Genomic DNA, 11,178 nt, shown 5'->3' on the forward strand with positions numbered 1-11,178 from the left:
GCCCGAACGGGCCACCGACGCCGGTCGACTCACGCTCGGCGTCGCGAGCGGAAAACCCTTCTCACCGCGGACAGCGACGCCGCTGTCGGTGCAACGTGGCTCTGCGGTTCGTGAAACGGCGCACCGGCTCCTGCTCAGCCCCGGACCGCGACGGCGACGCTGTGACACGCCAGCGCGACGGCGCCGACGGCCGCAGCGCCGAACAGCGCGGTCGACGCGGCCGCCGGAACCGGAAGCAGCAGCGCGAGCAGGCAGCCGACCACGGCGAGAGCGACCACAGAGTCGACCGTTTCCGGCGGTTCGACGCGTTCGCGGAGCCGGCTCAGCGCGGCGCGGCCGAGCACGGCGACCGGGAGGGTGACGCCGACCGCGGCGGCGACGTGGACCGCGACGACGCCGACGGCGTCGACGGTCGGCGCGGCGGCGCCGACGACGGTCCCGGCCGCGTAGGCGCCGAGCAGCGCGAGCAGCAGCGTCGCGAGCGCGCGCTCCGTGCTGCGGGCGGACGGGACGACTGCGGCGGCGACCGCGGCGGGGGACTCGTTCCGGGCCATACCGCCCGGTTCGTCGTCGTTCACCTTATTGTTCGGCGGTTTCCCAGTTCTCGGGAATCCGCCGTTCGTTCATACCCGCTCCGGGCCGACTACGCGTGACAACGACTCACAGCCGGCGGACGCGACGCCGGCAGCCCCAAAGCGATGAACGAAACACTCACCACGTCGACCGACCGCGACCGCGCCCGAACCGACCCGGAGACCGACTCGACGCGCCGAACCCGGGCGACGTGCCCGGAGTGTGACGGCCCCGTCAGAGCCGACGAGGAGCGCGCCGAACGCACCTGCCAGGACTGCGGGCTGGTGCTCGACGCCGACGAGGTCGACCGCGGCCCGGAGTGGCGCAGCTTCGGGGACGAACCGGACTCCGACCGCCGCCGCGTCGGCGCCCCGGTGACGACGCTCATGCACGACAAGGGGCTCAGCACCACCATCGGCTGGCAGGACAAGGACGCCTACGGCCACCGGCTCTCCGAGCGCAAGCGGACGCAGTTCCAGCGGCTCCGCCGGTGGGACGAGCGGTTCCGCACGAAGAACGCCCAGGAGCGGAACCTGAAGCAGGCGCTCGGCGAAATCGAGCGGATGGCGTCCGCGCTCGGCCTCCCCGAGAGCGTCCGCGAGACCGCGAGCGTCCTCTACCGGCGCGCGGTCGACGAGGAACTGCTGCCGGGCCGCAGCATCGAGGCGATGACCACCGCCTGCCTGTACGCCGCCGCCCGCCAGCACGGCGTCCCGCGGACGCTCGTCGAGATGGCGACGGTGAGCCGCGTCGAGAAGCTCCCGGTGCAGCGCGCGTACCGCTACGTCTCGACCGAACTCGGCCTGGAGATGGAGCCGGTCGACCCGACGCAGTACCTCCACCGGACCGCCTCCGACCTCGGCGTCTCCGACGAGACGGAGCGGCTCGCCCGCGACGTCCTCGAAACCGCCGTCTCCGAGGGCGTCCACAGCGGGAAGAGCCCGGCCGGCCTCGCCGCCGCCGCCGTCTACGCCGCCGCCCGGCTCACGAACGAGTCGCTCACGCAGGACACGGTGAGCGACGTCGCCAGCGTCAGCACCGTCACCGTCCGGAACCGGTACCAGGAGCTGCTGGAGGTGTACGGCGAGCGCGAGGCCGTGTAGATGCCGCGGTCGACCGCCTCGGCGACCCGGTCGGTGTCGGCGGCGAGCGCGACGCGGCCGGGCCGTGACGCCGCGGCGACCCACCGGTTCGTTGATGATGCCGGCTGACCACCGTTCTCAGTGATGGTCGACTCCCCGGCGACCACGGCGGACGACCCGGCGCTGCAGGACGTCCTCGACGCGCTGGGCGACCCCGACTGCCGCGCGATCCTCCGCGAGACAACTGACCCCATGACCGCAACCGACCTCGCCGACGCCTGCACGATATCGAAGTCGACGCTGTACCGCAAACTCGACCTGCTCAGCCGCGCGTCGCTCGTCCGCGAGTCCATCGAGGCCGGCCCGGACGGCGGCCGCGTCTCCCGGTACGAGCGCGACGTCACCGACGTCACCGTCTCCATCGAAGTCGACGGCGACGATTCCAACGGCTCCGACGACTCCGCCGCCGGCGGCGACGCCGACGAAGCCGGGTTCGCCGTCACGGTGTCGCGGCCGGCGCGCGCCGCGGACGAACGCCTCGCTGACATGTGGTCCACGATGGGTGACGAGCTGTGAGCGTCGCCGTCGACACCGCCATCGTCGCCGTCAAGACCGTGATTCTGCTGCTCGGCAGCGCCGTCACCCTCATCGCCTACCGGGCGTCGCGCCGCACGAAATCCGCGTCGCTCCGGCTGCTTTCGGTCGGATTCGGCGTCATCACGCTCGGCGCGCTCCTCGCCGGCATCGCGAACCAGTTGCTGTCCGTCTCCATCCAGCAGGGCGTGCTCATCAACAGCCTGCTCGTCGCCATCGGCCTCTCGGTCATCCTCTACTCGCTGTACCACGAGCGGTGAGCGGCCGCCGCGAACCAGCGGCCCTCCTCAAACTCGACTCGGAGTACGGCGTCCACTCGGTACGCCGTCCACTCGATTCGGCCGTGGCACGAACTCGGCGAACCGGAACGCGGCGGCGACGGCTGACCGGCGGCGGCCACTCACCGCCGGAGCTGCCCCGGCGCGTCGCCGGCGGGGAGCGCCGCGAACAGAAGACCCAAACGGCCGTCCGGCCTCCGGCCGGTATGGCTGTCATCTCGAAGCTTCTCTACATGCTGGCGCTGCTCGGCGTCGGCATCGGCGGCCGGTACGTCGGCGTGCTCACGGAGACGTGGACCGACCGGCTCACCTGGTTCGCCTTCTACGTCGCGCTGCCGGCGCTCGTCTTCCGGTCGACGTTCAGCCAGCCGCTCGGGAAGGTGCTGTCGCCGACGCTCGTCGTCGGGCTGTGGGCCGCGCTGCTCGGCGTCGCGCTCATCAGTTGGGTCGTCCACCGCCGGAAGGCGTCGCGGGCGACCCGCAGCGTCGCCGTCGTCCAGTCGTACCACTGCAACTTCGGCTTCCTCGGGCTCCCCATCGTCGCGATGACGTTCGGCGACCTCGCCACCGCGAAGGCCAGCATCCTGCTCGGCATCGGCGCGCTGACGCAGGTGCCGCTCACGATTCTGCTGCTCGTCACCATCAACAACGCCGACGCGTCGCTGCGCGACGAACTCGGCGGCATCGCCCGGAACCCGGTCATCGCGGCGCTGGTCGTCGGCCTCGCGTTCTCCTCGTTCGGCCTCGGCGTCCCGGCGCCGGTGCTGGCCGGGCTGGACGCGCTGTCGACGCTGGCGCTCCCCATCGCGCTGCTGTCGGTCGGCGCGTCGTTCTCGCTCGACCTCGGCGCCATCGACGTGCCGACGGTGAGTTCGGTCGTCGCGCTGAAGGTGTTCGTGATGCCGGCCATCGCGCTCGCGGCGTTCACGCTGCTCGCCGCCGACCCGACGACGCTCCGCGCCGGCGTCGTCATGCTGGCGATGCCGACCGCCGTCTCGACGTTCATCTACGCCTCGGAGCTCGGCGGCGACGCCCGGCTCGCCTCGACGAACGTGTTCGCGACCACCGTCGTCTCGCTCGGCACGGTGCTGGTCCTCCTCCAGTTCCTCGGCTGACCGGCCGCTCCCCGAATCTCTCATTCGTCTTCCAGTAAATATCCGCGCCGAACCGCCCCGCTTTACCTTCCGGTGTGCGAACGGGCGGCCATGTCACTGTCCGAGTACGTCGACGAGTTCGAGCGCCGTGACTGGCAGACGACCACCGACGGCACGGTCCGGTTCGCGCTAATCGGGCTCGGCTGGTGGACGGTCGAGGAGGCGATTCCGGCCATCGCCGAGTCGGACCACTGCGAGACGACGACGCTCGTCACCAGTTCGACCGCGAAGGGCGAGGAGGTCGCCGCCGACGTCGACACCGTCACCGACGTGGTGACGTACGACGAGTTCCACGACGGCGCCGCCGCGGACGCCTACGACGCCGTCTACATCTGCACGCCGAACGCCTACCACCTCGATTTCGCTCGGACCGCCGCCGAACTCGGAAAGGACGTGCTGACCGAGAAGCCGATGGAGGCGACCGTCGAACGCGCCGCCGAGATGGTCGCGGTGTGCGACGCCAACGACGTCACGCTCGCCGTCGGCTACCGGATGCAGACCGAGCCGATTGTCCGCCGCGTCCGCGAACTCGTCCAGTCGGGCGCCATCGGCGAACCGTGTCACGTCCACGGCGCGAACACCCAGCGGCTCCTCGACATCTTCGACGACCCCGACCAGTGGCGGCTCGACCGTGACCGCAGCGGCTACGGCACCTCCGTGATGGACCTCGGCATCTACCCCATCAACACGGCGCGGTTCATCCTCGACGCCGACCCCGTGGCGGCGCAGGCGACGATGCGCTCGGAGCACGAGGCGTTCTCCGACGTCCCGGACGAACACGCCGCGTTCACGCTTGAGTTCGACGACGGCGTCCTCGCCGCCTGCACCGCGAGCCAGAACGCCCACACGACCACGCACCTCGAAATCACCGGCACCGAGGGCCGCGTCCGCATCGAACCGGCGTTCCACCTCGACACCGAACTGACCGTCACGCTCGGCGACACCACCCTCGATTTCGACACGCCGAAGGTGAACCAGATGACAGAGGTGTTCGACTACTTCGGACACGCCGTCGTCACCGACGCCGACGTGGGTCTCGACGGCGAACACGGCCTCGTCGACATGGAGACCATCGCCGCAATCCACCGCTCCGCCGACACCGGCGGCCGCGTCACCATCGAGTAGCGCGCCGCGGCCCCCGATTCTTCCTGGTCGTCGACCGCGAACGAAAGTTCCGCCGAGGCAACATTTAACAGACGGTGCGACGACTCCGGGCACAACGTGTCTGCTCGCTGTACGTATCGGTTCGACCCGGCGGAGCACGGGGGAGACGACGGCGCGGCGACCGCGGTGACCGCGGTGACCGCGGAGTGGTCGTGTCCGCACGAGGCGCACGGCGACGCCGACTTCTGCGTGTTCCACCTGCCGGTGGAGGAGCGCGCCGAGCGCGGCGTCACCGACGGCGACGTGGCGGCGGCGCTCTGCGAACTCGCCGGCGCCGGCGGCGCCGAGGCGAAACAGGTCGTCGGCGCCCGGTTCGGCGACCTGACGCTGGACCACGAGGTGCTGGAGGCGCCCGACACCCACCCGGTCGACCTGCGGCACGCCCGCGTCGCCGGGACGCTGTCGCTCGCGAACGCCGACGTCCGGCAGCCGCTCGACCTGCGCGGCGCCGACGTCGAGGCGTTCGACGCGACGGACGCGACGCTCCGGGCCGACGTCGACGTCAGCGGCGCCGACGTCGCCGGCGAGTGCACGCTGCGGGAGGCGACGTTCGACGGCGACGTCGACTTCCAGCACGCGACGTTCGGCGGCGCGGTGGCCGCCGAGGAGGTCCGGTTCCACGCCGACACCTGCCTCCGCGACACGGAGTACGCCGGCCCAGCCCGGTTCGACGGCGCGGAGTTCCAGGGCGACGCGAACCTGCTCGACGACGACGCCTGCTTCGAGCGCGCCGTCTTCCGCGACGACGCCAGCTTCACGAAGGCCGCGTTCCGGTACGCCGACTTCGTCGACGCCGTCTTCGAGGCCGACGCCGGCTTCGACGAGGCGACGTTCGACGGCGACGCCGAGTTCACCGACGCCGACTTCGGCGGCGCCGCGACGTTCCGCGGCGCCGAGTTCCGCGGCGACGCCAACGTCATGCTCGACGACGCGACGTTCGAGCGCGCCCGGTTCGCCGCGGACGCCGACTTCGAGCGCGCGGAGTTCTCGTACGTCACGTTCGCCGACGCCGCGTTCGAGGCCGACGCCGGCTTCGACTACGCCGCGTTCACCGACGACGCCGACTTCGCGGCGGTCGACGTCGCGGGCGACGCCCGGTTCACGGAGGCGCGGTTCGGCAGCGACACCGACTTCTCGGGCGTCCGCGTCGACGGCGACGCCGTCTTCGCCGGCGCCGAGTTCCGCGGCGGCGACAACGTCGAGGACGACGACCTGACGTTCGCGGACGCGACGCTCTCTGGGCACGCCGACTTCCGGCGCGCCGCCTTCCGGGTCGCGAACTTCCGCCGCGTCGACGCCGCCTCGATGGACTTCGACGACGCCGTCTTCGACCGCGACGCCGCCTTCGACGCGGCCGCCGTCGACGGCGAACTGACGTTCGACGAGGCGCGGTTCCACGGCGACACGTCGTTCGCCGACGCCGCGTTCGCCGCCCCGGTGTCGCTCCGCGGCGCGGAGTTCACCGGCGGCGACAACGTCGAAGACGACGACCTGACGTTCGCGGACGCGACGTTCACGGCGTCGCTCGACTGCTTCGCCGCCGAGTTCGCGCTCGCGACGTTCGCCGGCGTCGCCGTCGACGGCCCGGCGACGTTCGCCGAAGCGAGTTTCCACGACTCCGTGACGATGACCGGCGCCGAGTTCGGCGACGAGGTGACGTTCGAGGAGGCCCGGTTCCACGACGACGCCGCCTTCGACGGCGTCTCCGTCGCGCTGCGGGCGACGTTCCGCGGCGCCGAGTTCCACGGCGGCGACAACGTCCGCGACGACGACGCGACCTTCGAGGACGCGCGGTTCGCCGACGACGTCGACTTCCGGCGCGCCCGGTTCGAGCAGGCCAGTTTCGCCGCGGCCGCCGTCGGCGGCGCCGCCGCGTTCGACGAGGCCGCCTTCGAGGGGCCGTCGACGTTCGACGACGCCGCGTTCGCCGGGGAGGCGCGGTTCGACGAGGCCCGCTTCAACCACGACGCCTCGTTCGCGGCAACCGAGTTCGACGGCGCGGCGGCGTTCCGCGGCGTCGAGTTCGACGGCGGCGACAACGTCCGCGACGACGACGTCACGTTCGCGGACGCGGCGTTCGCCGACGTGGCGACGTTCCGCCGCGCCGAGTTCCAGCGCGCCGCGTTCACCGGCGCCGTCTTCGGCGGCGAGACGACGATGGTTGCGGCCCGGTTCGACCGCGACGCGGCGTTCGACGGCGCCGAGTTCCGCGGCCGCGCCGACTTCTCGGAGGCCCGGTTCGAGACCGACGCCGACTTCGACGGCGTCGCGTTCGGCGGCGACGCCGTGTTCACGGGCGTCGAGTTCGAGGGCGGCCACCACGAGGACGACGACGCCGCGTTCAACGACGCCGTCTTCGGCGGCGACGCCGAGTTCCGGGAGGCCGAGTTCCGGGAGGCCGGCTTCGACGACGCCGTCTTCGAGGCCGCCGCGACGTTCGAGCGCAGCGCGTTCGAGAGCGCGCACTTCGAGCGCGCGACGTTCCGCGGGCCCGCCGACGTCTCGTTCACGTCGTTCGCGGACCAGACGACGTTCGCGGACGCCACGTTCGAGGCGGCCGCCGACGTCGACGAGGCGCGGTTCGACGGCGACGTCAGCTTCGCCGACGTCGACTTCGAAACCGGCGGGAGCTTCCGCGGCGCCGAGTTCAACGGCGGCGCGCACACCGTCGACGACGCGGACTTCGAGGCGGCGACGTTCGGCGGGAGCGCGAACTTCGAACTCGCGGAGTTCCGCCACGCGGACTTCCTCGGCGTCGAAATCGACGGCGACGCCGTCTTCGTGGACGCGACGTTCGGCGAGCGCGCCGAGTTCAAGAACGCCGCGTTCGGCGGCGCGGCGCTGTTCTCCCGCGCCGTCTTCGCGGACCGAACCGACTTCTCCAGCGCCCGGTTCGGCGGGGAAGCCCACTTCGACGAACTGCAGTTCCGGAAGGACACGACGTTCGCCGACGCCGAGTTCAGCGACGACGCGACGTTCCGCGCCGCCGAGTTCGAGGGCAGCGCGAACATGCACAACGACGACGCCAGCTTCCAGAGCGCGACGTTCCACTCGACGGCGGACTTCGACAAGGCGAGCTTCCTGTTCGCGAACTTCACCGAGACCGTGTTCGCGGCCCGCGCGACGTTCAGCGAAACCGACTTCGAGAAGTCCGTCCGATTCCGGCCGGAGCCGGACGGCGAGGAGACGCTGGTCGACCTGCGGCGCGCCCGCATCCGCGGCGGAACGCTCGGCCAGCCCGAAGACGGCAGCGTCTTCTACGACCTGACGCGCAGCAGCGTCAACGAGGTCGAACTCGACGACGCCGACTGCGACCACGAGCTGTTCGACCACTTCCGCTTTTGCAACACGGACTTCGAGGAGTTCGACTTCACCGCCCACAAGGCGCATCTCGCCCGCAGCAACTGGGTCATCCACGAGTTCGCCGTGAGCGAGGAGACGCTGCCCGCCGAGGAGGCGGGCATCGCGGACCCGGCGACGCTGGAGAACACGTACCTGAAGGCGAAAAACTGCGCCAGCGAGTTCGGCGACCGGAAGGCCGCCGCGGAGTTTTTCATCAAGGAGATGTACTACCGCCGCCGGAAGAACTGGGACATCGCGCGGAACCGCGACGCCACCGCCGACCACGACGTCTCCGTCCCGAACCGCCTGAAGGCGCTCGGAAAGTGGGGCGGCAACAACGTCCTCCACCAGACGTGCGGCTACGGCGAGCGGCTGTGGCGCTCCGTCTACGTCTCCGCCGTCGTCATCGTCGTCTGGGGGCTGCTGTACGCGACCGTGACGAAGGGGACGCGCGGCTCCAGCGGCCTGACCACGCAGGGACTGGAGAGCTTCGCGCAAGTGACGACGCCGCGCGGCTGGCTCATCATCGGGAAGAACATGTACTTCAGCATGGTGACGTTCACGACGCTCGGCTACGGCGACATCCAGCCGGTCGGCGCGTCCGCCCGGACGCTCGCCGGCATCGAGGCGTTCATCGGCGCGATGCTGGTCGCGCTCGTCGTGTTCGTGCTCGGCCGCCGCGTCGCCTGGTGAGCCCCCGCGGCGCTCCGGCACGCCGACAGTTCGGCCCGCAGAACGACGCCTCGCCGCCGTCAGTTTCCGCTCCCGGCACTACCCCCGGCTCCGCTGCCGTCACCGCCGCGGCCCGCGCTGCCGCCACCGCTGCCGCCACCGCTGCTGCGACTCGCGCCGCCGGCGTCGCCGCCGCGGGATTCCCTGTCGTCGTCGCCGTGGGTTCCGCCGTCGACCGCCCAGTCGACGTAGTGGATGATGGCGAACGCGGCGACGAGAAACAGCAGCAGCAGGCCGTACGTGAGCCCGCCGAGCAGCGCCTCGCTCGCGGACTCGTACTTCCCGGTGCGGAAACTGATTATCTTCCGCGCCATCGCGATCATGCCGACGTTGACGACGATGGGCAGGATCTCCTTGTCCTCGACGTACGCGATGACGGTCCGGTATATCTCCACGATGATGAGCAGCAGCAGCACCGTGTCGATGAGCTTGATGACGCTGCGCGCGCTCGTGATGGCGCCGGACTGAATCATCCCGGCGAGCTTCAAGCCGAGGTCGAAGACGCCGACGGCGAACAGGAACACGAGCACCAGCGCCGTCACCAGCTCCAGCATGTCCATCACCGACTCCGACCCCGTCGCCAGCGAGTCGGCGAGGGATTCGAGGGCCGGCTCGTCTCGGTCGCTCATTCGCCCCGAACAGGGACGTGCCGCCAATTAAATCATGTCCCACGCTGACAGGTGCGGCCGGGAGCGGGACCGGGTCGCCGCCGAGCCCGACGCCGCCGGCGACGTCGCGGTCGACGGCGACGCCGCACTGTCCCGTCCTGATACCAGCCTGGCCCGCCGGCGCGGGGGCCACTCCGCGCTCTGAGACACGCTTTTGAGGCCGCCGCGACAATACAGCACCGTGACAGAACAGACGGACCCCGACGGCGACGACGACTCGCTCTCCCGGCTCGGCCGCGTCGCGCTCGGGCTCGGCCTGGCGCTGCAGGCCACCGAGGACTTCCGAGACATGGACGACACCGTCTCGTACGCCGAATCGGCGGGCGTCCCGATGCCGGACGTCCTGGCGCCGCTGGCGTCCGGCACCATGGTCGCCGCCGGCGTCGGTATCGCGGTCTGGCGGCTCCCGCGGCTCGCCACCGGCGCCGCCGCGACGTTCCTCGCCGTCGTCACCGCCACGATGCACGACTTCTGGAACGCCGACGAGGACGACCGGGGCGGCGAACGGCTCGCCTTCTTCGGCAACCTCGCCATGCTCGGCGGCGTCCTCGTCTTCCTCCGCAGGGCGTTCGAGTGAACGCCGGCATCGACGCTGACGCCGGAACCGACGCTTCCGTCGATACTGGCACCGACGTGATGGGTAGCTATTACTGGATTCGGTTCGTTCGGCCGGCGTGACACTCCGCCAGGAACTCACGTCCGTCGAATCTGTCCACGACAGCGGGTCGTGGCTGTTCACGGTCATGGACACGTACGGCCGCGAACAGGAGTTCATCCTCGTCCCCTGCGAGGACGGCGTCGAGGCGTGGCGGAACCAGTGCACCCACGAGCCGCAGCGGTTCGACCGCGGGAACGGCGCCGCGGTCCGCGACGGCGAACTCGTCTGCCCGCGTCACGGCTCCATGTTCGACACCTGTTCGGGCTACTGCGACAACGGCAAGGCCGCCGACACGACCCTCGGAAGCGCCGACGTCGACTGCGAGGACGGCACCGTCTACCTCACCGACGACGCCTACGAGTTCGCGCACGCCGGCGGCGTCGACGCCGGCGACGACGACAGCGGCCCCAGTTCGACGTCCCACCTCTCATTCTGACTCGAAGCCGGTCGCCGCCGAGGTGGGCCGAGCGCCGCTCGGCTCACAGCAGCGCGACGAGTAGGACGGTGACGGCGGCGGCGAGCGCGACGCTGACCACCGTGATTTTCGCGGCGAACATCCGGTCGGCCTGCTGGTGGGACGGGTCGGTCACGTCGCCGCGTTCCGCCTCGTCGCCGTCGTCGCTGCAGAAGTTGTAGCGGCCGAGCAGCGCGAGCCGCACGCAGAACGCCTCGTACGCCTGGAACGCCCACTCGAAGCCGACCGACAGCGGGACGAACACGGCGACGAGCAGCTCCTCCGGGATGCGGCCGACGAGGTAGGCGGCGACGATGGCCGCGGCGGCGACGAACGACACCGCGGCGACGAGCGCTCGCTTGCGTCGCTGGCGCCCGCCGATGTTGCACCGGCCGGGCTGGTATCCACTCATGTCGCCCCCTAGGGGGACGACTCGGTTCACGCTTGTGACTCCGGAAGCCGGGCCGGGGCGACGGCGC

The 11,178-nt window shown here is 71.0% G+C and carries 11 protein-coding genes; 8 read left to right on the forward strand and 3 right to left on the reverse strand.

Annotation, left to right across the window (positions count from 1 at the left end; all coding sequences use genetic code 11):
- Positions 1–134 precede the first annotated feature (134 nt).
- Positions 135–554 (reverse strand): hypothetical protein, encoded by a 420-nt coding sequence (locus ACQUS7_RS07310; RefSeq protein WP_435145987.1) that lies wholly within the window; start codon positions 552–554, stop codon positions 135–137.
- Between the two features lie 144 nt (positions 555–698).
- Here ACQUS7_RS07310 and ACQUS7_RS07315 point away from each other — a divergent pair, with 144 nt between their 5' ends.
- The 6 genes from ACQUS7_RS07315 to ACQUS7_RS07340 all read left to right on the forward strand — a co-directional run bounded on the left by ACQUS7_RS07315 (position 699) and on the right by ACQUS7_RS07340 (position 8,880).
- Entirely contained in the window at positions 699–1,676 is a 978-nt protein-coding gene (locus tag ACQUS7_RS07315) for a transcription initiation factor IIB (protein ID WP_435125536.1), read from the forward strand.
- 123 nt (positions 1,677–1,799) lie between these two features.
- A complete protein-coding gene (locus ACQUS7_RS07320) occupies positions 1,800–2,231 on the forward strand; it encodes a helix-turn-helix domain-containing protein (RefSeq protein WP_435145989.1) in 432 nt (143 codons plus the stop codon).
- A complete protein-coding gene (locus ACQUS7_RS07325; protein WP_435145991.1) occupies positions 2,228–2,509 on the forward strand; it encodes a DUF7521 family protein in 282 nt (93 codons plus the stop codon). The genes ACQUS7_RS07320 and ACQUS7_RS07325 overlap by 4 nt, the downstream gene beginning before the upstream one ends.
- Before the next feature lie 224 nt (positions 2,510–2,733).
- A complete protein-coding gene (locus ACQUS7_RS07330) occupies positions 2,734–3,642 on the forward strand; it encodes an AEC family transporter (protein ID WP_435125544.1) in 909 nt (302 codons plus the stop codon).
- A 90-nt stretch (positions 3,643–3,732) separates the two neighbouring features.
- Positions 3,733–4,806: a D-xylose 1-dehydrogenase Gfo6 gene (gene gfo6, locus ACQUS7_RS07335; RefSeq protein WP_435125547.1), complete on the forward strand. Its 1,074-nt coding sequence runs from the start codon at positions 3,733–3,735 to the stop codon at positions 4,804–4,806.
- Positions 4,807–4,902: 96 nt separating this feature from the next.
- A complete protein-coding gene (locus tag ACQUS7_RS07340) occupies positions 4,903–8,880 on the forward strand; it encodes a pentapeptide repeat-containing protein (RefSeq protein WP_435145993.1) in 3,978 nt (1,325 codons plus the stop codon).
- 59 nt (positions 8,881–8,939) lie between these two features.
- On the opposite strand, the gene ACQUS7_RS07345 is transcribed toward ACQUS7_RS07340, so the two are convergent.
- On the reverse strand, positions 8,940–9,548 hold the full coding sequence (locus ACQUS7_RS07345) for a phosphate-starvation-inducible PsiE family protein (RefSeq protein WP_435125553.1): 609 nt from the start codon (positions 9,546–9,548) through the stop codon (positions 8,940–8,942).
- Between the two features lie 220 nt (positions 9,549–9,768).
- Between ACQUS7_RS07345 and ACQUS7_RS07350 the strand changes: the two genes are divergently transcribed.
- Together ACQUS7_RS07350 and ACQUS7_RS07355 are read left to right on the forward strand one after the other, a co-directional pair.
- Positions 9,769–10,164, forward strand: a complete 396-nt coding sequence (locus ACQUS7_RS07350) for a DoxX family protein (RefSeq protein WP_435125556.1) — start codon at positions 9,769–9,771, stop codon at positions 10,162–10,164.
- Positions 10,165–10,261: 97 nt separating this feature from the next.
- Entirely contained in the window at positions 10,262–10,681 is a 420-nt protein-coding gene (locus ACQUS7_RS07355; protein ID WP_435125559.1) for a Rieske (2Fe-2S) protein, read from the forward strand.
- A gap of 43 nt (positions 10,682–10,724) precedes the next feature.
- On the opposite strand, the gene ACQUS7_RS07360 is transcribed toward ACQUS7_RS07355, so the two are convergent.
- Positions 10,725–11,111, reverse strand: coding sequence for a hypothetical protein (locus tag ACQUS7_RS07360; protein ID WP_435125562.1), 387 nt, complete (start codon positions 11,109–11,111; stop codon positions 10,725–10,727).
- Between the last annotated feature and the right edge of the window lie 67 nt (positions 11,112–11,178).

The sequence above is a fragment of the Halobaculum sp. P14 genome (assembly GCF_051195155.1).
In the GTDB taxonomy this organism is placed as follows: domain Archaea; phylum Halobacteriota; class Halobacteria; order Halobacteriales; family Haloferacaceae; genus JBNTKA01.

Coding starts and splice junctions, on each gene's coding strand:
- gfo6 (WP_435125547.1), top strand. CDS start 3,733: ATGTCACTGTCCGAGTACGTCGACGAGTTCGAGCGCCGTGACTGGCAG.
- ACQUS7_RS07310 (WP_435145987.1), bottom strand. CDS start 554: ATGGCCCGGAACGAGTCCCCCGCCGCGGTCGCCGCCGCAGTCGTCCCG.
- ACQUS7_RS07330 (WP_435125544.1), top strand. CDS start 2,734: ATGGCTGTCATCTCGAAGCTTCTCTACATGCTGGCGCTGCTCGGCGTC.
- ACQUS7_RS07360 (WP_435125562.1), bottom strand. CDS start 11,111: ATGAGTGGATACCAGCCCGGCCGGTGCAACATCGGCGGGCGCCAGCGA.
- ACQUS7_RS07315 (WP_435125536.1), top strand. CDS start 699: ATGAACGAAACACTCACCACGTCGACCGACCGCGACCGCGCCCGAACC.
- ACQUS7_RS07320 (WP_435145989.1), top strand. CDS start 1,800: ATGGTCGACTCCCCGGCGACCACGGCGGACGACCCGGCGCTGCAGGAC.
- ACQUS7_RS07345 (WP_435125553.1), bottom strand. CDS start 9,548: ATGAGCGACCGAGACGAGCCGGCCCTCGAATCCCTCGCCGACTCGCTG.